Here is a 22,065-nt window from a genome sequence, read left to right as displayed (position 1 = left end):
AATTGAAGGAATCCGGCCATGAGCAACACCCCCAACAGCCCTAAGAACGTCAGCCCGCAGGCGCTGCGCCAGGCTATCCGACAAGGGGATCACAAGGGCAACACCTCTGGCTTTTGCCCGGGTTTTGTCCAGTGCAATGTCGCCATCCTGCCCGCCGACTGGGCCAATGAATTTCTGCAGTTCTGCCAACTTAACCCCAAGCCTTGTCCACTGGTGGCCATGAGCAGCCAGCCCGGCCAAATCGATATGCCGGAAATCGCCCAAGGGTTTGATATCCGCACAGACGTGCCCAGCTACCGTATTTTTCGTGATGGCCAATTTAAGGAGGAGGTGCACGACATACAGGAATACTGGCGTGATGATCTGGTTACCTTCCTGCTGGGCTGCTCCTTTTCATTCGAAGAAGCCTTGCTGGCCGATGGCCTCGATGTCCGCAATATCAGCCAAGGTAAAAACGTGCCCATGTACCGCAGCAATATTGCCTGTAAGCCCGCCGGGCGCTTCAGTGGAGACATGGTCGTCAGCATGCGCCCCTTCAAAGCCGCCGATGCCATTCGCGCCATTCAGATTTGCAGCCGTTTCCCAAGCGTACACGGCGCCCCGGTGCACTTTGGAGACCCGAGTCTGATCGGTATCAATGATGTTCACCAGCCGGATTATGGCGATGCGGTCGATATTGCCGACGATGAAGTCCCTGTATTCTGGGCCTGCGGAGTGACTCCCCAGGTCGCCCTGGAACAAGCCAAGCCCCCGTTTTGCATTACTCACAGCCCGGGCTGCATGGTGGTGAGCGACCTGCCAAACAGCCGCCTGGCAATCATGTAAAACCACATTCAAAAGGGAGAACAACGATGAGCCTGTTATTGAATTGCGACCTCGGCGAAAGCTTCGGCAACTGGACCATGGGTATGGATGCTGCCGTCATGCCTCACATCGATCAAGCCAATATCGCCTGTGGTTTTCACGCGGGTGACCCCCTGATCATGCAACACACCCTGGCCCTGGCCAAAACCCATGGCGTGGCAGTGGGCGCTCATCCGGCCTACCCCGACTTGGTAGGCTTCGGACGCCGCAGCATGAATATCAGCAAGGCTGAACTGAAAGCCATGATCAGCTACCAACTCAGCGCACTCGAAGGTATGGCCGCCAGCCAGGGTTTGACCGTGGAATATCTCAAACCCCACGGCGCTATGTACAACGACATGATGGCCAAGACCGAGAATCGCCTCGCTATTATGGAAGCCATTGCTGAACATCATCGTCCGGTAAAACTCATGTTACAAGCCACGCCACAATGGCAGAGCCATCAGGATGAAGCCCAAAAGATTGGCATTGAATGCCTGTTCGAAGCCTTTGCCGATCGCTGTTATGACGACGACGGAAAGCTGCTCGCGCGCAGTAAGCCCGGTGCCGTCCATGACAAAGAAACAATGTTGGCCCAGGTTATTCAGCTGGCCAAAAAAGGCACCATCACAACCGTCAGCGGGCATACTCTGGAACTGCAAGCCGATACCCTATGCGTGCATGGCGACAATGCCGAAGGCGTTGCCGCTATCGCATCGATACGCGAGGCAATCTCCTGATGAGCAACAGCTTTACCCCACGCATTGAGATCGCAGGCGCCGATGCATTGATCGTGTATCTGGGAGCGGAGACTCGGGCAGAAATATCCGCCGAGGTGCAAAAGCTGGCACAGGGCCTGCAAAACCATATTGGCCAGGAACTGGTCGATCTGGTGCCCTCTTACGCCTCGCTATTGATTATTTTTAATCCCTTGCAATGCGATCATCTCTGGCTGCGTCAACAAATCCGCCAATGCCTGAGTGGCGAGCAAAGCCATCATCAGGGCGAGAGCCGTTTGGTAGAACTGCCCAGCTATTACAGTCGTGAATCCGGACCGGATCTCAGTCTACTGGCGCAAAATGCCGGCCTCAGCGAAGAGGAGGTCGTCGCACTGCACAGCGGTGAAGAATATCGGGTCTATGCCATCGGCTTTGCACCAGGTTTTGCCTATCTCGGCCAGGTAGACCAGAAAATTGCAGCACCTCGCCTGGCGACACCGCGTAAAAAAGTGCCCAAAGGTGCGGTAGCTATTGCCGACCGACAAACCGCAGTATACCCAGCGGTGTCTCCCGGCGGCTGGAACCTGATTGGCCTTTGCCCCAGCCCGATGTTCGACCCGCAACAGGAACCCCATATGCCGGTTGCGGTAGGAGATCGCATCCGCTTTCGCCCCATCAGTCGCGAAGAATTTTTGGATCTCGGCGGCGAGCTGCCAGAGTTTGAGGTGTAAAGATCATGCAAGGATTTACTGTAGTCGCACCGGGCATTTTAAGCTTGTTGCAAGATGCCGGCCGCTTCGGCCAGCAACAAATTGGCCTGACCAATGGCGGACCTTTGGACCCGTTTGCGTTTACCCTGGCCAACCGACTGTGTCATAACCCGGACGACCATTGCGCCGTCGAAATCAGCATTGGCGGGCTCACTCTGGAGTCTTCTGTCGATACCTATATCGCCTTAACCGGCGCCAAACTGGGCCTGAAAATCAACGGGCAAAAGCAGCCCCAATGGCAAACGGTGGCCATCAAGGCTGGCGACAAAATCAGCATTGGTTTTGCCACGGAAGCCAATAGTGGTTGCCGGGCGTACCTCGCCGTTGCCGGTGGCTTCGATATTGCTGAGCAATTCGGCAGCTGCTCCACCGTGAGCCGAGAAAGCATTGGCGGACTCAATGGCGGCCCACTGCAAAAAGCCGATACGCTGCCCTGCTCAGCCAGTGGCGATCTCGACCTGCTGTCTCTCCCTGAAGAACAGCAACCGGACTACCCCTCGCAGGTCAGCTTGCGAGTGATCCTGGGCTACCAGCGGGATCACTTCAGCAAGGTAAAACAAGCCATTTTCTTCAGCAGCGAATACACCGTCAGCGACCTCTGTGATCGCATGGGTTATCGCCTGGAAGGCCCCAGGGTCAACGCCGACATAGACGGCATTTTGTCCGAGGGCATTTGCCTTGGGGCGATTCAGGTACCGGCGGACGGCCAACCTATCATACTGATGAACGACCGCCAGACCATTGGAGGTTACCCCAAAATTGGGGCCGTATTTGCACCGGATCTCGCCAAACTGGCCCAGTTGGCAGCGGGCGGGCGCATCCACTTCAGTGAAATGGACATCAATGAGGCCCACCAGGAATTACTGCTGGCCCAGCGCCAGTTAAGCCAGCTGAATTTAGACAAGCTATAACCATCATGACACTAAAAAATATTACCCTTAGCAACAGCGAACTGAGCCTCAGCCAAACCATCGAGAACCTTTTGGTGGAACGTAATTTACGCGGCATGGCTCAAGTACAACCCCATCTGGAGGCGGGCTATTGCATGCGCGCCGCCAAAGCCATGCAAGCCGCCGTTCGCGACGGTGCCGTGGTGTTTATCGGCACGGGATTCCCCGTGATTGATACTTTTGAAACCGATGGCCCTCCAGGCGCCATTTCACTATACCGAGCCATTGAAGCCTGTGGCGGCACCCCGTATATCTGCTGCGGCGCGCCCTTATCCGGCGCCATTGTGGAAGACTATCGAGTCATTGAACTGGCCGTAGGTGAAGATTGCGAACAGCAACAACACCAGGAAGCCGAAGCCATTCTTAAGCAGTATTCTCCGGGCCTGGTGATCTCCATTGAACGCCCCGGCAAGGCCGCCGACGGCGGTTATTACAATATGCGTGGCGAATCCATCAGTCCGCGCAGTGCCTGCTTCGACGAGATCATGCAACTTTGCCAATGCACCACTCTGGCCATTGGAGATGGCGGCAATGAAATCGGCATGGGAAAAGTCCACACCGCCCTGAGCGAACTGAATATTGTTCCTGCGGCGACCAGCTGCGATGAACTGATTGTTGCCGACGTATCCAACTGGGGCGGTCACGCCCTGGTGGCCCTGCTCGGTTATCTGCGCAATCAGGATTTGCTGGCCAGCTTTGACAACATCGGTGTACTGCGTTACCTCAGTGAGCGTGGCAGTGTCGATGGCGTTACGCGCGAAAACACTCTGACCGAAGACAGCCTGGATGCAGCGGAAGGCAGCAAGCTGCTCTATGCTTTAAGACAGCACTGTGGTTTCGTCGACTGATTTCTGAGTAAAACAGGCGAGTTCACAGTCGAATCACAGCTGTGTAAGATTGTGTCCTCACCTGTCATTTGAAGGAATCTATGAACAAGTTCGTTTTCGGTCTGTGCTGCCTGTGCCTAAGCATCAGCGCACACGCCAACAGCCCCGTCTGGAAAATCAGCAAAAATGGTCATCACTTCTATCTGGGTGGCACCATACATTTGCTGGCCAATTCTGATTACCCATTACCAAGCGCATTTGATAAAGCCTACGCGGAAGCCAGCACTCTGGTGTTTGAGACCGACATTGAAAAAATGAAGGCCACCTCCAATCAAACCGAACTGTTGCGCAAACTGCTTTACCCCAGCGGCGAGAACCTGCGACAAAAGCTCAAACCGGAAACCTACCAACGTCTGGATAATTTTTTCGCCACGCGCGGTGTTCCGACCTCTGAAATTACGCGTTTCCGTATTGGCATGACCGTCATGACGCTGACCCTGATCGAGCTGCGCCGCAATGGTCTGGCAGAAGAAGGGGTCGATATGTTTTTTATGAAAAAAGCCAGGAATGATAAGAAAACTCTCGACTCCCTTGAGGAACTGAATGCCCATATGGATTTCATCGCAAATATGGGTAAAGGCCAGGAAGACGAAATGATTCGCCAAACCCTGGACGACCTGGAACAAATGCCCGCCATGATTCGCGACATGAAAGCCGCCTGGCGATCCGGCAATAACAAACAATTGTCCGACATCGCCATTCGCGAATGGAAAGCGGAGTTCCCCAATGTCTTCAAACGACTGCTCACCGACCGCAACAATGACTGGATGCAGGAACTGGCCCAATACAATAACGATGCCGATGTGGAATTCGTCTTAGTTGGCGCGTTACATCTGGTTGGTGAAGACGGCCTGCTCGCGCAACTCAAGAAAAACGGTCACACGCTGGAACAACTTCCCTGAGGGCTTTTGAGTTAAGTGCTTTTGAGACACAGGCGGCCAATGCTTCTGACTGAACTGGCTGCCTAATACTTGATCCTGTTTTACGCCTTGGCTACATTGGAGCTTTCGAGGCCAGCAAAGGATCAAGCACGTGCGCACATCAACAATAATCAGCAGCAGTCTACTCCTCACTTTCTCCAGTCTCACATTCAGCACTCACAGTTTGGCCGCCAAACATTGTGTTGAAGCCGATCTGGCCTTCAGCGGAAACATATACACCGCAAACGACAACTTCCCCAAAGCCAATCACCTGGCCATCAAAGGCAATAAAATTGCCGCCGTCAGTCTCGAACCCATTACTTTATGTGACGGCGCCCGCCACTTTCGCTTAAAAAAAGGGGCCATACTGCCGGGCTTCACCGATGCCCATGTACACCTTAAAGGCATTGGCTACCGCGAGAAGAATCTCAATCTGCAAGGCATCAATAGCCTTGCGGAAACCTTGCAAGCCGTCGCGGATTACGCGAAAGCGAACCCCGATGCCAGTTGGGTTGTTGGCCGGGGCTGGATTGAAAAAGTCTGGCCGGAAAAGCGATTTCCCAATTTGGCGGACATCGATGCCATTGTCGGTGATCGCCCGGCTTATCTGACACGCGCTGATGGACACTCCGCACTGGCCAACAGTGCCGCACTGAAACTGGCCGGCATCGACAAACATACCCAAGCCCCCGAAGGCGGTGCGATAGAAAAAGACAGCAAAGGCGAGCTGACCGGCTTGCTTGTCGACAACGCCATGGCGCTGGTAGAAAAACTGATTCCAGAAAACACGCGCGCCGATGATAAGGACGCCCTTGCCCGAGGACTTAAGCGCAACGCACAGCTCGGTTGGACGCAAACCCAAAACGCCGGTGGCAGCTGGCAGGATCTACAACTTCTGCAAGAACTGCAAAACGAAGGACAGCTGGCCCATCGCGTGTATTACGCGCTCAGCCAGGGAGACGATGCAGACAAATTGCTTAACAAAGGTGCACAGTTTGATGGTGGCAGCTGGATCAGCGCTCGTGGCATTAAATTGTATTCCGATGGTGCGCTGGGCTCTCGCGGTGCCGCGTTAATCGAACCCTACCACGATGCCAAGAGCAAAGGCTTGCTGTTGATCGACGAACCAACCATCATGCCGATTCTCGAAAAAGCACTGCGTAAAGGCATTCAGATTCAAACCCATGCAATTGGCGATCTGGCCAATCGGCTAGTCCTGGATTGGTATGAAAAAGCGTTCCGCAATGTTCCTCGCGATGAATGGGCCATTGCCAATCCCCGCTGGCGTATTGAACATTCGCAAAACATCACCCCGGAAGATCAGGATCGATTCAAGCAACTAGGTGTCATTCCATCGATGCAACCTTCCCACGCCATCGGTGATTTGCACTTCGCTCCCGATCGTCTGGGCGAAAAACGCTTACAAAATGCCTACCCATGGCAGAGCCTGCTGGATAAGGGGTTGATCATTGCCGGTGGCTCCGATGCTCCGGTTGAAATCGGTGATCCACGTATCGAATTTTATGCCGCCAGCATCCGTAAAGACACCAGTGGCTTCCAGGCCGAAGGTTGGCATCCAGAGCTGGCCGTTAGCCGCGATAACGCTCTCAAGATGTTCACCCTGTGGCCAGCCTACGCCGCCTTTGAAGAAAATCTAAGAGGCAGCATCGAAGTCGGGAAATTGGCCGACCTTACCATTTTCAATCGCGACATTATGACGGTCGCTGGCGATCAAATTCTTGAGGCTGATGTGTTATTTACCATTATTGACGGCAACATTGCGTACCAAAAACCGTAGACGTTTAAGACATATTCCCGATTAAACTTGCCCCTGGCACGTCCCGGCTCACGGATAGACTTTGTTGAGCACTGGCGACGTGCTTTTGTCATATAGCTTGCCTATAATCCCGCCAGTCATTTTTAGCAGGAGACCATTATGCGTCGCATCAGTATTTTCATCAGCGCCCTGGCTTTGAGTTTCAGCGCGCAATATGCCGCCGCCTGGGGTAAGCAAGGCCACCGTATCAGCAGCCAAATTGCCGAGCATTACCTGAGCGATGAAGCCAAAGCGATGGTGGAATCCGTTCTGGGTGTCGAAACCCTGGCCGAAGCGTCTACCTGGCCCGACTTTATGCGCTCCAATCCGGATACCTTTTGGCAGCGCCAGTCTATCTGGTTGCACTTTGTGACCATTCCTGAAGACGAACGCCAGCACAATAAACGTGGCGATGCCATCTCCGGGCTGAAAGATTTTACGGCAATGGTCAAAGACAAAAGCCTGCCACTGACCGAGCGCCAGAAGGCACTGCGCTTCCTGGTTCATATCATTACGGACCTGCATCAGCCTTTCCATGCGGGCAATGGCACTGACCGTGGTGGCAACGATGTTAAGCTGAAATTTTTCGGAGAAGACACCAATCTCCACAGCGTTTGGGATACCAAGCTGATTGACCATGAAAAGTTATCCTTTACCGAGTGGACGGCCTGGCTTCAACCCAAAATAACCGAACAAAATGCAAAAGACTGGTGTGTTACCGACCCAATGGTTTGGGCTAAGGAAAGTCGCGGCCTGATTGACGATCTGTACCCTGGCCGCAAGAGCCTAAAGTGGCAGTATATCTACAAGACTCGTCCAGTATTGAAAGAACGCCTGATGAAAGGCGGAGTAAGATTGGCTTGTTATTTAAATGAGATGGCAGCTAAGTAAAGACAGCGCCAAAGGTATTTTTCTTTGAACCGACAATGCGTCAGGAAGGATTTTCTCCATGAGACATAACCTTCCTGACTTTTTCATTTCTTTATTCCTTTATCACTTTACTACCTTGACTCAACATCCTTCGGCTGCGGCGCGTCTGTAACCTTAAACACAGCGGCAAAAGCCCATCCGTCCGATTCATTTCCAATTTCAATAACGGCCTCTTCACCCATCAACACCAGTAACTGGGGCTCCATCAAGAGCTCAGATCCCTTATTCAATTTCAGCAACTTTGTTGAAATTAAAACCGTATCGTCTTCTTTTTTTGTGAGAGTTAAATGCATCTGAAAGTCATTGTCGAAACTTAATTCGAACGCTTCATCATAGTGCAACCATATTTTCGAGTCGGAAACACTGGAGTCTGCCATTCCTTCCGATGACCAACTCATTTCCATTTTCAATTCAACTACCGCCCCCGCATCATCCGACGACAATGCAAGAACCTGAGAGCTGCCCAACAAACCGGTAACGGTTAACGACAGCATTGTCAGCAGTAACACAAGAAAACCCACATTCAACGCCGTTGCTTTTTTCTGCACAGATTCACTTTCCATTCTCTTCAACCTCCACATTAAGTTGCCCATTGCCGTAGAACAGGACATGTCAAAACCACCGGCCTGTAGTGCCATTCGACTTAACGTTTCGCGATAGGCCCCCGGGTTTTTAGCCGCCACCTGAGCATCACATCGAGCTTCAATAAAATTACGCTGTTTATTAATCAAAAGTCTCAACAAAGGATTCCAAAAAAACAGACTCTGTAACAACGAGAGAATGGCGACACGCCAATGATCTTTATGTTTTCGATGGACCAATTCATGTTGAATCATAAATTCGAGGGCTTGTTCATTCTCGGCGCGAGAAGGCAATAATATAACGGGCTTCCAAAAGCCAATCAGCATAGCTGACCTTAAGGTTTTCACTCGTAAAATCTCACCGCCATAACGTTGCTCAAGCGACAAATCATTCTTGGCATGGCTTAAAGCATCCCGGCAAAACTGCCGATGCTGATAGAGTTGAGCAAGGTAAAGAAGAAAACCCAGCCCCATCAGCAATACCAGTGAGGAGAATAAATACTCATCAGCACTAAGACTGTTAACCTGGATAGATTTGGCCGCAAGAAGCACTGTCGAAGCTTCAATCTGCTGCTGAGATACGAGCTGCATACTCGAAACCGAGAACAAGTCAGAAAAATATGGCCAGGGCAAGCACCACATCACAATGGCAGACAAACATAGTATTTGCTGTAATCCCAGATGAATCCTGTCACTGCGTAATAGCAGCAAGGACACGATGCTATACACACTGCACAACAAAAAGTAGCTAATCATCTTTCAATGCCTTTTTGCGTTGTTTCAGAATCTTCTCAAGATACTGAATGTCATCCAGACTCAATTCTTCCTCTTCGAGTAGATGCACAGCCAGGTTTTGGCTCTTCCCCAGAAATACCTTATTGATAAATTGTTTAATCATCGGCAAACGCACCTTGCCTCGCTCCACCGAAGCGGAATAATAGATAGTCCGCCCTTCCTGCCCAGCTCTGTTCAAGGCCCCTTTTTTCTCGAGACGATCAATAATGGTCTTAACGGCCGAATAACTGATATCCCTTTTCTGCTCAATCGCCTGATGCACCTGGGGGGCACTCAGTGTGCTCTGCTCCCAGAAGTGATGCATTACTTCCAGTTCAAAATCACTGAATTCCATAAACTATATTTCACACCTCGCTTATCAAGCACCAATTCTCTACACTTGTAGATATAATATCTACAAGTGTAGAGATTGCAAGGAATATCTCCCCAAAAAACATTCAGGCATTAGCGATTCTGTGAACGATATTCCCTCGGGGAACAATGATTCACACGGCGAAAGGCGCGATTGAAGGCACTGGCATCGGAATAACCCAGGGTCTGAGCGATAAGTGAAATTGAGGTAGAACTGTGACTCAAGCTTTTACAAGCAAGCTGCATAAGAATGGATTCTTTCACCTCGGTAAAGCTGGTACCCAAATTTTTCAAGCGTCGACTTAGCGTTCTTCGACTCATGCCCAACTCTTTGGCAACGCTGTTTACATCTAACTCCTGTCGGGGAACCGCAGCAGTGATTACGGTCTTAAGCGCCGACAGTAAAGAGTTATGAGAATAAGCTTCAAGCGCCTCAAGTGCACTCGCCTCCAGGATTTCCAGCAATCTGGGATCTGCGGACTCCACCCTCCGCTCCATTAAGGATTTTTCAAAGTATATCCCACTGACGCTCTGCTCGAATTGCACCTGACCACCACAGGGAAACCGGTCGGCGTCATCGTCGCTCAGCGCTTTATGTTGGAAAAAAACCTTCTTCGGCAGCCAATGCTCGTCATCCAATACGTTTTGAAAAATGGTGATCAGTTGAACAACGGTGCCTTCCGTATCCTGGTAACTGATTTCCGGAGGAATACCGGGATGGGAATACGTCAAAACAAAGCATTCTTTATCATCAAGCAATTGGATCTCCGCCGCCGGTGAAATAAGGGCAAGATACTTCTTCAATAGCTCAATCAACATCGCCAAATTACTGGCACTGCGGAGCATATAGTTCAAGACACCGAAATCCCGATCGTCCATCAAAGCGGCCAGTTCGATTGCCAGAAAACGCCGCTGATAGAACTCAGCGGATACGTTTAAAAACTCGAGATAGTCACTGTATTTCAGCTCAAGTGTGGAGAGTTCTGAAAAGCTCAAACCCAGCTTCTTCAAACAGGGCTCAGGGTCGAGACCTAACTGGAAGAAGGCATCGATAAACCGATCAACATTTGGTTTTTTCAGCGGCTTCGCATATTTATCCATGGACCACCGGGTATTTAACTCAACAAAGAGATTCTGTTTACCCTTATATACTTAAACAGCAGGAACAACAATAGCAACAACAGAGAGGCATAAACCGGAAAAAACCAAAGCTGCAAGAGCTCACGGGGCATCTTGGCATGAAACAAGGCAAAAAACAGATGACAACACAACACCACAAAGCCATAACTCAGTAGCTTTTTAACCCAGACAACATTGCTCAAACCAGCCTTTGCCAAACGATAAAAAATCAGCATCGATACCAGCATAATGGTGGGAATAACATAATGTCCTTTAAAAAAACTCCAAGGTACCAACAAGCAATGGACAGCCGCGAGTGAGAAACATATGTACTCTAGTGAATGACGAAAAAATAAAGTCATGATCTCTCCTAAAAACGATTCAATAAATTAAAACTGCTCTTGAGCATCAGACTTCGATAATAGTCCCGTGGGAACGACACATGCTGCCCCAGGCGCGTTAACCGTTGCCAATCTTCACTTTCATTACCCGTCATCTTTTGTGCAATTAAATATGCAGAGTAATGACTGGGCATAATGCCCAATCCGTTATAAGCCCCGCACAAAAAGATGGTGTCAGAGAGCACATTGGATACAACAGAGCGACTATTTAAGGTGTGAGCCGTGACACCATGCCATTCATGCTCAATGCCAAGTTGATTAATGTGTGGATAACGCTCCTGAAAAATCCGCTGAACCAAAGCACGTGCATAGTTAACATCCAACCATTCTGTCGAATCCTGGCTGGCATAGCCCAGCACAAGTCGCAAAAAGAAATGGCCACTGGCACTCAAACCAAACGTGATTGGCAAAGTGTTGGGTTCAAAACGCAGGTCCCAATCGTTCAAACCCAACTGGTCAATCTGCCTCACATTCAATTTAGCGGTTGAACAGGAATATTGATGCACGGGAAACATCTTTTCGCCAGCCACCCCCAGGCGAGGTGTATAAGCATTTGTGGCCAGCAACACTTGCTTTGCCAGAACAGCTGCCTTGTCGGTTGTCAGCGTATTGCTGTGGCCAGACTCGATAGCTAGCACCGGAGAACGTTCATAGATTTCAACGCCTAATGCTAAGGCAACTCGACGGTATTCGGACAGCAAGCCAGCAGGCTGGATTTTATAAAAGCCGGGGCTGGCTTTTGCACCGATGTAAAAATCACTGGCGATACTGTGTTTGAGTGCCTGATGATCAAGCCAGCGTTCGCCCTGTGATAAAGACTGCCGGGCGTCTCGCGCAGAAGACTCGCTCGAATAGAGATACAAAGTCTTCGCTGCTTGAAAATCACAATCGATGGATTCTTCTTCCAAGAATGCCATAAAACGTTGCAAGCCTCGTTCAGCCAAACCGCGATCGTCCATACCGGTGAACTTCGCATACACCGCACCCGAGTTTCGCGAGCTGGCTCCGGCACCCAGATGATGAGATTCCAACACAAGTACACGCCAATCCGGGCGATATTTTTTCAGGTAAATACTGGCCGCAAGCCCCGTGTATCCCCCACCAACAATGCAAACATCAGCGCTGGTATCGTTTTCCAATGTCGGCAAAGTGTTGGACTGAGCAGACAGTTCAAACCACAGGCTATCTCCCCCGCTGCGCTGTCGGGGTAATTCTACGCCCTTGTCTTCTTGCACATAGGAAGCAATGCCTGGCATCAACAATATGCTTGCGCCTCCCCCCAGCAGAAATCCCCTCCGAGAAATATTCATAATCCCTCCAACTCTTAACTTCTACTACCGAAAAAGCAGAGTGTATGAATCTGGAGGAATATTTAATTGGCATCTGGGGCCCACTGAAAGACATTTGGGGCCAATACTGCTCTGAAAAGCAGACACAAAAAAGCCGCGAACTATCGCGGCTTTTCAGCAGTCAGCGGTTATTGGCTTAGGACGCCAAACTCACTTCAGCAAAGCGCTGCTGCTGATAATCGGCGTCGCCAAAGGCGGCATTAATGGTCAGTAATCGACGTACGTAATGACCCACATCCAGCTCATCGGTCATTCCCATGCCGCCATGCAGTTGAATGGCTTCACCGCCAATCAGCTTTCCGGCTTTACCCACCATCACTTTGAGAGCCAGCACATTCTTTTCAATATCGTTGTTGTCTTCACCCTGTTCAATTGAACAAACCGTACGATACAACAGAGACTTGCATTGCTCGTAGGCCATAAAAGTATCCACCATGCGATGCTGCAAGGCCTGGAAAGAACCAATAGCGACACCAAACTGTTTACGCGTTTTACAGTATTCCAAAGTAGTGGCATTCAGCTTTTCCATAATGCCCAGAGCTTCAGCGGACAGCGCGACGATCACTTGTTGGCGCATTTGTTTTAACAAACCCAAACCCTCACCAGCACCACACAGAGCCGTTGCCGCAACATTATCCAATTTAAGATTGGCAACAAGCTGAGCGTCCATAGTACGCAGAGCCGTTTTGCTTATACCCTCGACCTTGGCATCGACCAAAAACAGAGCAATGCCCTGCTCATCATTCTGCTCACCGGAAACACGTGCACTGACGATAATTTTATCGGCAGACATTGCGTTCAGCACCAAAGACTTTTCACCATTCAGGCGATAGCCCTCACCGTCAGCTTCGGCGCGACAAAGTACGTCTTGCAATTCAAAACGTGATTGCGCCTCAGCGTACGCTACCGCTCCCTGAATAGAACCGTCAATAACACCACCAATTAAGGCATCACGCTCATCATTTTGAGCGCTTGCCTGCAGCAGGCCACCAAACATCAGAACCGAAGCGGCAAAAGGCTCAGCCACCAGACCTTTGCCCAGCTCTTCCATGACCACCATGGTATCAGTAGCGCCACCACCGAAACCGCCCAACGCTTCAGCAAAGGGAATCGACAACCAACCCAGCTCGGCAAACTTCTGCCAGTTTTCCTGGCTATAGCCAGATTCGTTGGCAACCACTTTGTTGCGCGCTTCAAAATCGTACTCGTCCTGAACAAAACGAGCGACACTGTCTTTGAGCATTTGCTGCTCTTCAGAGAAATCAAAATTCATAGTCTTTAATCCTGTTTTGTCGCTGTCTTACAGACCCAATACAAATTTAGCAGTAATATTTTTCTGCACTTCATCCGAACCACCGTAAATAGTGGCAGCGCGGCTGAACATAAAGCCACGACGTGCGGCATCGCCATAACCATGTCCAAGCTCTTCGGCCGTAATGCCATCCTGCACTACAGCGCCAAAGTGCCCCGCCAGATCGAGTTTCAATTCCTGAATGGATTGCTGAATCTCGGTGCCTTTTAATTTCAGCAATGAAGATTCCACACCCGGGCCATTACCTTTGGACATCGAAGCCAAAACACGTAACTCGGTGTACTCCAAGGCCATCAATTCAATTTCAATATCGCTGATACGTTGACGGAAAGCAGGATCATCAATCATTGCGCGACCACCATTAACTTCGGCAGCGGCTAATTTCTTCAACTCGGACAAATGGCGTTTGGAGTCAGCAACTCCGGCAATGGCGGTCCGCTCATGGGCCAACAGACTCTTGGCGTAAGTCCAGCCTTTGTTTTCTTCACCAATCAAGTTTTCAACCGGAACACGCACTTCATCAAAAATCACTTCATTCAAGTGATGTTCGCTATCGATGGTCACGATAGGGCGTACCGTAATACCCGGGCTGTTCATATCAATCAGAATAAAGCTGATGCCCTGTTGCGGTTTGCAATCGCTGTCAGTACGCACCAAGCAGAACATCCAATCAGCGTGCTGGGCGTAGGTCGTCCAGATTTTGGCGCCGTTGATAACGTAATGATCACCGTCGCGCTCAGCCTTACACTTCAATGAAGCAAGATCGGAACCGGCGCCAGGCTCGGAATAGCCCTGACACCACCAATCATCAGCATTTAAAATACGTGGCAAAAATCGCTGTTTTTGCTCGTCGTTGCCAAAGCTGTAAATAACCGGCCCCACCATTTTGAGACCGAAAGGCGAAACATCCGGCGCGCCCACAGCAGCACGCTCGGACTCATAAATATAACTTTGAGTTGGCGTCCATCCGGCACCGCCATACTCTACTGGCCACAAAGGTGCCGCCCAGCCTTTTTCATTGAGCTTGCGCTCCCAGCCAACCTGTACTTCTTTATAGCTACCTGGCTGTTTGGCTTTTTCGGCCAATTCGCCGCTCCAGGCTTCTTTTAGAAAGGCACGTACTTCGTCGCGAAAAGCCAATTCCGCTTCGCTAAAGTTAATATCCACCTTGCAGTCCTCTTCGTTTTGGTTTGACGAACGTAATCACGCCTAAGTGTAGAGGGAAAAAACTCAAACATCTTTATGTTAAAGTGACAGCTTTCTTAGCAAAAAGTGACAGCTGGGCGATCTCGCAAGTCGATTGATTCATTATGCAAATTAAGAACCTGATTAGCTTTGTCAAAGTCGCCCAACTGGGCAGTTTTCATGCGGCCGCAAAACATCTGCACAGTTCTCAGCCGGCGATTTCAGCGCGGATCAATTCCCTGGAAAACGAGTTGGGAGTGCAGCTTTTTGAACGGGATGCCAGCGGCACCCGACTGACCACCCGAGGCCAGCAATTGCTGCCGCTTGCGCAACGCATGTGCTCTCTACAAGAGGACATCAAGAAGCAATTGCATGATGTTTTACCGGAACGAGGCGTTGCCCGCATCGGCGTATCAGATACGCTGGCCCATTTATGGCTGACGGAGTTGCTGACCCGTTGGCAGGAAACCCTGCCGCTGATGGAATTTGAAATCAGTGTCGACGTCAGCACCAACCTGCACCAACAACTGATGCGCCATCAACTCGACCTGGCCTTCATCGTCGGCCCCAAACAGAGTGATGAGCTGTGCAGCGAACCCTTGGTCGAATACCCACTGTGCTGGGTCGCCAACCCGGAGTTGGCTAAAACGCTTATCGATAACAAGCAGAGCAGCCTCAACCTGCAATCACTGGTCGAATACCCTTTGCTGAGTTTTCCCCGCAACAGCCTGCCCGGCATTCAGCTGCAACACGCGTTGGATAATGCTCATATCGAGCAGGCCAGAGTTCACAGTTTCAGTTCCATCAGTAATTTGCTGCCCCTGGCTGAACAAGGTCTGGGCATCGCATTGGTCCCGGAAGCTGCGGCCAGCGAAGCACTGGGAGCTGGCCGACTGCACAGCCTGAATGTCTCCCCCAGCCCGGCACCACTGCCCTTTATCGGTTGCTGGCGACAGGATGACGAGCGCCACCTCGCCCCTCTGCTTAATCAGATTGCGACGGAAATTATTGAACCCGGCGCCCCGAAAACAGAATAAATCCCTGATATTTCTTTTTTTTCAGAATAATCCTCTGTTTATCTTTGCTAAAATGCCGCTCATTGGAAGCACTGCTTCGCAGTACGCCCTGCCCGTTGCCACAAGCGACTATGCTCGGCCCCCAGCCCACCCGGCCTGTACCTGCGTCCACCCGACGCCGACAACAATCTGCACTACAATAAGCCCTAGCCCCTGCTCGGTTTTACCCCCGCACGCTAGCTGCTGACAGCCGGGTTCCATCTGCTTGCTTATTATCTATCGAGGACACTATGACCATAGCCTATTTGAACGGAGAATTTCTGCCCCTGGAAGAGGCCCGTATTTCACCCATGGATCGTGGCTTTCTGTTTGGCGACGGTATCTACGAAGTGATTCCTTCTTATGATGGTAAGCTGGTTGGCTTTGGCCCACACATTGATCGTATGCATCAGGGCATGGGTTTTATCGACATCAAACATGAGCTGACCCACGAGAAATGGCGTGAAATATGTGAAGGCTTGATGGCGAAGAATGGCTCCGGCAATCTGGGCATCTACCTGCACGTCAGCCGAGGTGCCGATGTAAAACGCTTCCACGCCTACCCTGAAGATGTAGAGCCTACGGTATTCGGTTTTGCCTTCGAGATTGCACCACCACCAGTCGCTGACCGCAACAAGGCAACGGGCTACAAAGTCGCGACTACAGAAGATTTACGCTGGCAACGCTGTCACATTAAATCGACCGCTCTGCTTGGCAATGTGATGCATTTCCAACACGGGTTCAGCAGCGGTCAAAATGAAACCCTGTTGTACAACGCCAGAGGTGAACTCACTGAAGCCAGCGCCTGTAATGCTTATGTCGTGAAAGACGGAGTGATCGCCACACCGCCATTGGACAATCAAATTCTCCCCGGCATTACCCGCTTGATGTTACTGGACATTCTGCGCAAGCACAGCGACATCAAAGTGGAAGAACGCGTCGTGACTATGGACGAGGTTGCCAATGCCGATGAAGTCTGGATCAGCAGTTCCAGCAAAGAAGTGGCCGCGGTAGTCGAAGTCGATGATCGCGCGGTCGGTGATGGCAAAGTCGGTCCAGTCTGGGAAGCTGCTCAGGCGCTCTACTCTGCCCATAAGTTCGACTATTAAGTTGTTGATGTCACGCTGCGAGAGTTCATTATGAGCCGCCCTTGCCACGCCCAAATTGATTTGCAAGCCTTGCGCGATAATTATCGCCTGGCCTGCGAGCTGGCACCCGCCGCACAAGCTGTTGCCGTTGTTAAAGCCAATGCCTATGGTCACGGTGCAATTGAAGCTGCGAAAGCGCTGGAACCGCTGGCGCCGGTTTTGGGCGTCGCCTGCATTGAAGAGGCTCAGGAACTTCGCGCGGCGGGAATCATAAAACCGATTCTACTGTTGGAAGGTATTTTCAGTGCTGATGAAGTGAATATCGCCAGCCGGGAAAATTTCTTCTTAATGGTTGAAAACCTGGAACAAATTGAAGCCATTATTCAGGCCGAGGTCGAACACCCCCTGCATTGCTGGCTTAAAGTCGATACCGGCATGCATCGCCTGGGCTTACTCCCTGAGCAGGTAGACGGCGCATTGGCGATCTTAAAAGCCAGTAACAATGTGCAAGCTGACATCATTATGGCCAGCCACTTTGCCAGCGCCGATGAGCTCGACAATCCAAGCAATGCCGAACAGCTGCGCTGCTTTGATGAACTGATTGACGAATGCGAACAGGCTCAAGGCCTGGCCCAGAGCCTGGCCAATTCCGCCACCATTCTCGCCAACCCAAACGCTCACCGACAGTGGTTACGTCCGGGCTTTATGCTCTATGGTGCCTCACCATTTACAATCGATAACGACAATGCGGCAAAACTGAAACCGGTAATGAGTTTGCTCAGCGAAGTTATTTCCCTGCGCCCTATCCAGGCTGGCGAACGTGTGGGCTACGGTGGCAAATGGCAAGCCGAGCGTGACAGCATTATCGCCACCATTGCTTGCGGTTACGGTGACGGATATCCGCGTCATGCCCCGAACGGCACCCCCGTTCTCATTGACGGACAGGAAGCGCCTTTGGTTGGCCGAGTGTCCATGGATATGATCACCGTCGACGTAACGGATATTCCCGATGTTCAGTTGGGAAGCCGCGCAGAAATGTGGGGCAAAGCACTGTGCGTCAATCGTGTAGCAGAATACGCCAATACCATTGGCTATGAATTGCTGACGCGCATGCCCGCCAGACCAACAAGGGTTTATTCGTCGTAAACCCTTGCTCTGATTCCTGAGGCGCTTGCCTTACGTTTTTATCTACAGGCTCGGGTTTTTAAAGATATTGTTGCGAAAAACGTTGATCGCTTCCTACTCCTAATACCCCTAAAAGGACGAACCGCTCGTTGGCAGACAATGCTAATTCCACAGTTCTGTATAAATCGCTTGCATCTCTTCCAAGCTCGGTACCCGTGGATTATTTCCCGGAGAACCCGAAGCCAGCGCCTGCTCGGCCATGATTTTGCGCTTTTGCATAAAGCTATCGCGATTGATACCAAAATCTTCGGGGCTGGGCACCTGTAAATCTTTATTCAGATCCTCCAGATAATCGAGCAGAACCGCACAGGCTTCTTGATCGTTTTTTTCATTAGCAGAAACAATCTTCATGGCGCGAGCGCAATCTGCGTAACGCTCAACGGCCGCCGGAATGGAATAGCGTGTTACAGCAGGCAATAACATGGCATTACTCAAGCCATGGGGAACGTGGAAATGTGCACCGATAGGGCGACTCATGCCGTGCACAAGCGCCACTGACGCATTGGAAAACGCAACCCCGGCCAAATGCGAACCCAACATCATCTGTTCACGAGCGTATTCATCATCGCCATGGTGAAATACCTTTCGTAAATTCGGAGCGATTAGCGCCATCGCCGCCAGAGCCTGTTGATCACTAAATGCATTTGCACGTCGAGAAACGTAGGCCTCAATCGCATGCGTTAATGCATCAATGCCCGTGTCCGCCGTTACACGAGGCGGTACAGTCATGCTCAAGGTGTAATCCACAATCGCCGCCTGGGGCAAAAAGGCCAGTCCTTTGCACAACATTTTTTCATCGCTTTGGGCGTCGGTGATAATGGTAAATTGCGTAGCCTCAGAACCAGTGCCCGCCGTTGTCGGAATCGCAACCAATGGCAAACCTGCTTGATCACAGATAGTGGGAACTTTGTAATCGCTCATGCGACCACCCTTGGCCGCAAGAAACGCAATAGCCTTGGCGCTGTCGATGGCACTGCCGCCACCCAGGGCAATGACACCATCGTATTCACCAGCCGCCATTGCCGAGATCGCGAGCAGCAAAGAATCTTCAGTGGGCTCAGGCATGACCTCACTGAAAATATCCAATTGTGTCAGCGGTATTCCTGCACTCGCACACGCGTCCTGCACTTTGGCTTGCACCCCGATTTCCGCCATCAAGGCGTCACAGATTAAAAATGGACGCTGGCAATTCACGCTGCTTAATACTTCCGGCAATTTGCTCAGGCTATTACCGCCCAACTCAATTAAACGAGGCAATGAAATTCGAGCAGTTGGCGCGGGATTTTTCAGCCCACCGGAATCGCTATCAAGCATACAAAACTCTTTTGTCATCATTATTTGTATCCATCGTGACAAAAGCAGGGGCTGCGCGCAAGCAACACCATGGTAGAATCACGCCATGAATTCAGCGGCGCTCATCAAATTATATTACTGGCTAAGCCCGGTATTTATACTGCTATATGGCCTTACTGGCCTGGACATTCGGGTTACAATTCCGGGTGCCAATCCGGGCTGGCACTACGTTTATTTGGGCGTCTGTTTCCTGCTGCCCAGCTTTCTTATAAAACGCCCCACGGCCCGCTCACTGTTTGCCCTTGGAGAGTGCAGCCTGAATATTTTTCTGCTGCTCTATGGCTTTCTGAATAATTACTTTCAACAGCTCGACGCGCTTAGCAATGGCTTGGAGGCCCCGAGCATTGCCAGCCCTACAGATATCCTGCATTTTGCATTAGCAGCCGGGGTTCTGGCTCTGGGCTTCTACGGCAACCCACTGGTGAATCAAAAAGACCGAGGCTAGCCCTACCTCACGTTTTTCCGATCAACACTTGCACCCAGCCAAATATACTGTATATTTAAACAGTATATTCATACAGGAGATTGGCTCATGGCTGTGGTAGCTGTTTGGAAGTGCGACCGAGACGGAAAAATGTTTGAAAACAAGAAAGATGCGGAAGAACACGACAAGATGCTGGAGCTGGCGGCGAACATCACCTCGCTGCTGGAAACTCATATCGACGGCCTGGACGAAAGCGCCAGTGAAGCAATTGGCCTGCTACTGGCCGAACGACGCGAAGCTCTGGCCAAGGCCTGTAAAGGTAAGCCATCTGTGCTGCTTGAAGGGCCTGAGGAAGGTTCCGATAACGCTGACAATGTAACACCTCTAACAGCGCAAGCTTAATCGTTAGCGGTAGAGAGCCTGACTTCCCCTTTGGCCATCTCTTGGCTGTTCAGGTTCTTAAACTGATGCTTTAGCGCGACGCTGTTTTTTGTACCCATCTCCCCCCAATTGATGGGTACGTTTTTTATTTTCCTATTTTCAAATCTCTACTCTTGATTCTCTTTTTTGGCTTCTTGTTCTGCCGGAGTTTTAGATTCTGAAAAAGGCTTCAGCTCGACAGTTATTTTTGCCGCTTCACGCAAACCTGATAAATAAGCGCCATGCACCGTGGACGGAAAGTCTCTGTGGCTGGCTTCACCGGCAAAATGAATTCGCCCCTCAGGCTCTGCAAGAATATCGCGATGTTCCGGGCGCCCGCCTTGCCGTAAATAGCTATAAGCCCCCATCGAAAATGGATCGTTGTGCCAGCGGCTGATATAGTTTTTGCTGGGCTCTGGAATGTCATCGCCATAAATTCCACGCAGTCCTAACATAGCTTCTTCCACGATTTCGGCATCACTGCCCGCCTCAAGGTTTGCCGCTGTACTCAACGCCAACAAATATGGCTCACCGGAAATAGCGTGAATATTCACCCAGAGGCTAAAGCGTCCTTTTTCAGGGCTCACTCTTAATATGGCGTGGTTGTCATCCCAAAATACTTCGGGAAATTTCAGCCAGACTTTGTTGAGTTGCCCAATGCCAATCACATTGATGGCTTCCCGCTTACGTGCCGAGAGTTGAGGATTAAAACGAATGTTACCCGCCTGCAATATCGAAACAGGCACGGTCAGCAATGCACGTTTCGTACGAAGCGTCTGTTCCTGTCCTTGGTGATTAACAATGACGTCGACAGCATTCGCTGATTGTTCCAAGGCGACAACCTGATGCCCCAAGCGCACCCGGATATTCTTACTCAGTTGTTGCAGCATGGGCCGAAAGCCCCTCAGGGGCATTGGGTCACCACCAAGATAGTCCTTGCCATCTTCGGCAGCCTGAACCGACAGGTCCGCCGCATCGGCCGACCAATCCTGCTCGAATACAAAATTGATAAAGCTGCTGTGCAGCTCATCGCTGACGAATCCCAGGTCCCCGGATTTCTGGGCATCATCCATCAGCATTTGAATGCTGGCGTTTGGCTCTCTCTCCAGATACTGTTCAACGTAGTCTTCCACTACCGTGTCCCAGCGTTGTAACTGAGACTGGGCATCTTCGATTTGTTCGCCAAATTCATCGTAGACAACAGCCCCGCTCCACTGGGTAACGGGACTCAACCCGATCCCCTGTTCTTCCGCGAGGCGGACGAGCGGATTGTTATCCTGGCCGTGCAACCAGTTAGCCCCCATTTCGATCGCTTGTTCGCCATCATAAACGGTATGGGCTCGCCCCCCGATCCGGTCACGCGCCTCCAGCAGCAGCACAGACAGTCCCTGGTTTTTCAATTCATCGGCCGCAGCCAGCCCGGCAAAGCCAGCCCCGACAACAATGACATCAGCATCGTATTGCATCGCTATATCACGCTTATCAGGATTTTCTGCGGGCAGATTTTGTGCCCAGGAAACGGCAGACAACAATGAGAAAGCGGCCAACAGTAAACACTTTGCCCTGGGCCATAACAACATTGCAGACACCTCTATTCTAATTATTGGGTTGG

At 50.9% G+C, this 22,065-nt stretch carries 22 protein-coding genes; 13 read left to right on the top strand and 9 right to left on the bottom strand.

What is annotated here, in order from left to right:
• The first annotated feature begins 18 nt into the window (after window positions 1-18).
• From G8768_RS05830 to G8768_RS05795, 8 genes are all read left to right on the top strand, one after another.
• A complete protein-coding gene (locus tag G8768_RS05830) occupies window positions 19-825 on the top strand; it encodes a putative hydro-lyase (RefSeq protein ID WP_166849992.1) in 807 nt (268 codons plus the stop codon).
• A gap of 26 nt (window positions 826-851) precedes the next feature.
• Window positions 852-1,583, top strand: coding sequence for a 5-oxoprolinase subunit PxpA (locus G8768_RS05825; protein WP_166849994.1), 732 nt, complete (start codon window positions 852-854; stop codon window positions 1,581-1,583).
• A complete protein-coding gene (gene pxpB / locus G8768_RS05820; protein ID WP_166849996.1) occupies window positions 1,583-2,293 on the top strand; it encodes a 5-oxoprolinase subunit PxpB in 711 nt (236 codons plus the stop codon). The genes G8768_RS05825 and pxpB overlap by 1 nt, the downstream gene beginning before the upstream one ends.
• 5 nt (window positions 2,294-2,298) lie before the next feature.
• Window positions 2,299-3,243: a 5-oxoprolinase subunit C family protein gene (locus G8768_RS05815; RefSeq protein WP_166849998.1), complete on the top strand. Its 945-nt coding sequence runs from the start codon at window positions 2,299-2,301 to the stop codon at window positions 3,241-3,243.
• A gap of 5 nt (window positions 3,244-3,248) precedes the next feature.
• A complete protein-coding gene (locus tag G8768_RS05810; RefSeq protein WP_166850000.1) occupies window positions 3,249-4,130 on the top strand; it encodes a glutamate cyclase domain-containing protein in 882 nt (293 codons plus the stop codon).
• Window positions 4,131-4,210: 80 nt separating this feature from the next.
• Window positions 4,211-5,071 (top strand): TraB/GumN family protein, encoded by an 861-nt coding sequence (locus tag G8768_RS05805; RefSeq protein ID WP_166850002.1) that lies wholly within the window; start codon window positions 4,211-4,213, stop codon window positions 5,069-5,071.
• A gap of 130 nt (window positions 5,072-5,201) precedes the next feature.
• Window positions 5,202-6,887, top strand: coding sequence for an amidohydrolase family protein (locus tag G8768_RS05800; protein ID WP_208020077.1), 1,686 nt, complete (start codon window positions 5,202-5,204; stop codon window positions 6,885-6,887).
• A gap of 138 nt (window positions 6,888-7,025) precedes the next feature.
• Window positions 7,026-7,796, top strand: a complete 771-nt coding sequence (locus G8768_RS05795) for a S1/P1 nuclease (protein WP_166850004.1) — start codon at window positions 7,026-7,028, stop codon at window positions 7,794-7,796.
• Window positions 7,797-7,906: 110 nt separating this feature from the next.
• On the opposite strand, the gene G8768_RS05790 is transcribed toward G8768_RS05795, so the two are convergent.
• The 7 genes from G8768_RS05790 to G8768_RS05760 form a co-directional block, all read right to left on the bottom strand.
• On the bottom strand, window positions 7,907-9,073 hold the full coding sequence (locus G8768_RS05790; protein WP_167202726.1) for a M56 family metallopeptidase: 1,167 nt from the start codon (window positions 9,071-9,073) through the stop codon (window positions 7,907-7,909).
• A 91-nt stretch (window positions 9,074-9,164) separates the two neighbouring features.
• Entirely contained in the window at window positions 9,165-9,545 is a 381-nt protein-coding gene (locus G8768_RS05785; protein WP_166850010.1) for a BlaI/MecI/CopY family transcriptional regulator, read from the bottom strand.
• A gap of 110 nt (window positions 9,546-9,655) precedes the next feature.
• Entirely contained in the window at window positions 9,656-10,663 is a 1,008-nt protein-coding gene (locus G8768_RS05780) for a helix-turn-helix domain-containing protein (RefSeq protein WP_166850013.1), read from the bottom strand.
• A gap of 14 nt (window positions 10,664-10,677) precedes the next feature.
• On the bottom strand, window positions 10,678-11,043 hold the full coding sequence (locus tag G8768_RS05775; protein ID WP_166850016.1) for a hypothetical protein: 366 nt from the start codon (window positions 11,041-11,043) through the stop codon (window positions 10,678-10,680).
• 8 nt (window positions 11,044-11,051) lie between these two features.
• Complete coding sequence (locus G8768_RS05770; protein ID WP_166850019.1) at window positions 11,052-12,392, bottom strand: NAD(P)/FAD-dependent oxidoreductase; 1,341 nt, start codon at window positions 12,390-12,392, stop codon at window positions 11,052-11,054.
• A gap of 175 nt (window positions 12,393-12,567) precedes the next feature.
• The gene (locus tag G8768_RS05765; protein WP_166850022.1) at window positions 12,568-13,704 is read right to left on the bottom strand and encodes an acyl-CoA dehydrogenase family protein; all 1,137 of its coding nucleotides are present in this window, start codon (window positions 13,702-13,704) and stop codon (window positions 12,568-12,570) included.
• Window positions 13,705-13,731: 27 nt separating this feature from the next.
• Window positions 13,732-14,910, bottom strand: coding sequence for an acyl-CoA dehydrogenase family protein (locus tag G8768_RS05760; RefSeq protein WP_166850025.1), 1,179 nt, complete (start codon window positions 14,908-14,910; stop codon window positions 13,732-13,734).
• 143 nt (window positions 14,911-15,053) lie between these two features.
• Here G8768_RS05760 and G8768_RS05755 point away from each other — a divergent pair, with 143 nt between their 5' ends.
• The 3 genes from G8768_RS05755 (at window position 15,054) to alr (ending at window position 18,217) form a co-directional block, all read left to right on the top strand.
• Entirely contained in the window at window positions 15,054-15,965 is a 912-nt protein-coding gene (locus G8768_RS05755; RefSeq protein ID WP_166850028.1) for a LysR family transcriptional regulator, read from the top strand.
• 269 nt (window positions 15,966-16,234) lie between these two features.
• Window positions 16,235-17,092: a D-amino acid aminotransferase gene (locus G8768_RS05750; RefSeq protein ID WP_166850031.1), complete on the top strand. Its 858-nt coding sequence runs from the start codon at window positions 16,235-16,237 to the stop codon at window positions 17,090-17,092.
• Window positions 17,093-17,122: 30 nt separating this feature from the next.
• Complete coding sequence (gene alr / locus G8768_RS05745; RefSeq protein WP_166850034.1) at window positions 17,123-18,217, top strand: alanine racemase; 1,095 nt, start codon at window positions 17,123-17,125, stop codon at window positions 18,215-18,217.
• Window positions 18,218-18,358: 141 nt separating this feature from the next.
• Here alr and G8768_RS05740 read toward each other — a convergent pair whose 3' ends face one another.
• Complete coding sequence (locus G8768_RS05740; RefSeq protein WP_166850039.1) at window positions 18,359-19,570, bottom strand: iron-containing alcohol dehydrogenase; 1,212 nt, start codon at window positions 19,568-19,570, stop codon at window positions 18,359-18,361.
• Window positions 19,571-19,655: 85 nt separating this feature from the next.
• Here G8768_RS05740 and G8768_RS05735 point away from each other — a divergent pair, with 85 nt between their 5' ends.
• Window positions 19,656-20,054 (top strand): hypothetical protein, encoded by a 399-nt coding sequence (locus tag G8768_RS05735; protein ID WP_166850042.1) that lies wholly within the window; start codon window positions 19,656-19,658, stop codon window positions 20,052-20,054.
• An 87-nt stretch (window positions 20,055-20,141) separates the two neighbouring features.
• Window positions 20,142-20,435 (top strand): YebG family protein, encoded by a 294-nt coding sequence (locus G8768_RS05730; RefSeq protein WP_166850045.1) that lies wholly within the window; start codon window positions 20,142-20,144, stop codon window positions 20,433-20,435.
• A gap of 146 nt (window positions 20,436-20,581) precedes the next feature.
• Here the strand turns inward: G8768_RS05730 and G8768_RS05725 are convergent, their stop codons facing one another.
• On the bottom strand, window positions 20,582-22,033 hold the full coding sequence (locus G8768_RS05725) for a flavin monoamine oxidase family protein (protein WP_166850048.1): 1,452 nt from the start codon (window positions 22,031-22,033) through the stop codon (window positions 20,582-20,584).
• Between the last annotated feature and the right edge of the window lie 32 nt (window positions 22,034-22,065).

The sequence above is a fragment of the Pseudoteredinibacter isoporae genome, assembly GCF_011602085.1.
GTDB lineage: Bacteria > Pseudomonadota > Gammaproteobacteria > Pseudomonadales > Cellvibrionaceae > Pseudoteredinibacter > Pseudoteredinibacter isoporae.
The sequence above is the reverse complement of the archived record's forward strand: the minus strand, read 5'-3'. Positions and strand labels throughout refer to the sequence as shown.

Bases quoted from the DNA above. Each gene is read 5' to 3' on its own strand.
- G8768_RS05830 (WP_166849992.1), top strand. From the start codon at position 19: ATGAGCAACACCCCCAACAGCCCTAAGAACGTCAGCCCGCAGGCGCTG.
- G8768_RS05825 (WP_166849994.1), top strand. From the start codon at position 852: ATGAGCCTGTTATTGAATTGCGACCTCGGCGAAAGCTTCGGCAACTGG.
- pxpB (WP_166849996.1), top strand. From the start codon at position 1,583: ATGAGCAACAGCTTTACCCCACGCATTGAGATCGCAGGCGCCGATGCA.
- G8768_RS05815 (WP_166849998.1), top strand. From the start codon at position 2,299: ATGCAAGGATTTACTGTAGTCGCACCGGGCATTTTAAGCTTGTTGCAA.
- G8768_RS05810 (WP_166850000.1), top strand. From the start codon at position 3,249: ATGACACTAAAAAATATTACCCTTAGCAACAGCGAACTGAGCCTCAGC.
- G8768_RS05805 (WP_166850002.1), top strand. From the start codon at position 4,211: ATGAACAAGTTCGTTTTCGGTCTGTGCTGCCTGTGCCTAAGCATCAGC.
- G8768_RS05795 (WP_166850004.1), top strand. From the start codon at position 7,026: ATGCGTCGCATCAGTATTTTCATCAGCGCCCTGGCTTTGAGTTTCAGC.
- G8768_RS05785 (WP_166850010.1), bottom strand. From the start codon at position 9,545: ATGGAATTCAGTGATTTTGAACTGGAAGTAATGCATCACTTCTGGGAG.
- G8768_RS05780 (WP_166850013.1), bottom strand. From the start codon at position 10,663: ATGGATAAATATGCGAAGCCGCTGAAAAAACCAAATGTTGATCGGTTT.
- G8768_RS05775 (WP_166850016.1), bottom strand. From the start codon at position 11,043: ATGACTTTATTTTTTCGTCATTCACTAGAGTACATATGTTTCTCACTC.
- G8768_RS05770 (WP_166850019.1), bottom strand. From the start codon at position 12,392: ATGAATATTTCTCGGAGGGGATTTCTGCTGGGGGGAGGCGCAAGCATA.
- G8768_RS05765 (WP_166850022.1), bottom strand. From the start codon at position 13,704: ATGAATTTTGATTTCTCTGAAGAGCAGCAAATGCTCAAAGACAGTGTC.
- G8768_RS05755 (WP_166850028.1), top strand. From the start codon at position 15,054: ATGCAAATTAAGAACCTGATTAGCTTTGTCAAAGTCGCCCAACTGGGC.
- G8768_RS05750 (WP_166850031.1), top strand. From the start codon at position 16,235: ATGACCATAGCCTATTTGAACGGAGAATTTCTGCCCCTGGAAGAGGCC.
- alr (WP_166850034.1), top strand. From the start codon at position 17,123: ATGAGCCGCCCTTGCCACGCCCAAATTGATTTGCAAGCCTTGCGCGAT.
- G8768_RS05740 (WP_166850039.1), bottom strand. From the start codon at position 19,570: ATGCTTGATAGCGATTCCGGTGGGCTGAAAAATCCCGCGCCAACTGCT.
- G8768_RS05735 (WP_166850042.1), top strand. From the start codon at position 19,656: ATGAATTCAGCGGCGCTCATCAAATTATATTACTGGCTAAGCCCGGTA.
- G8768_RS05730 (WP_166850045.1), top strand. From the start codon at position 20,142: ATGGCTGTGGTAGCTGTTTGGAAGTGCGACCGAGACGGAAAAATGTTT.
- G8768_RS05725 (WP_166850048.1), bottom strand. From the start codon at position 22,033: ATGTTGTTATGGCCCAGGGCAAAGTGTTTACTGTTGGCCGCTTTCTCA.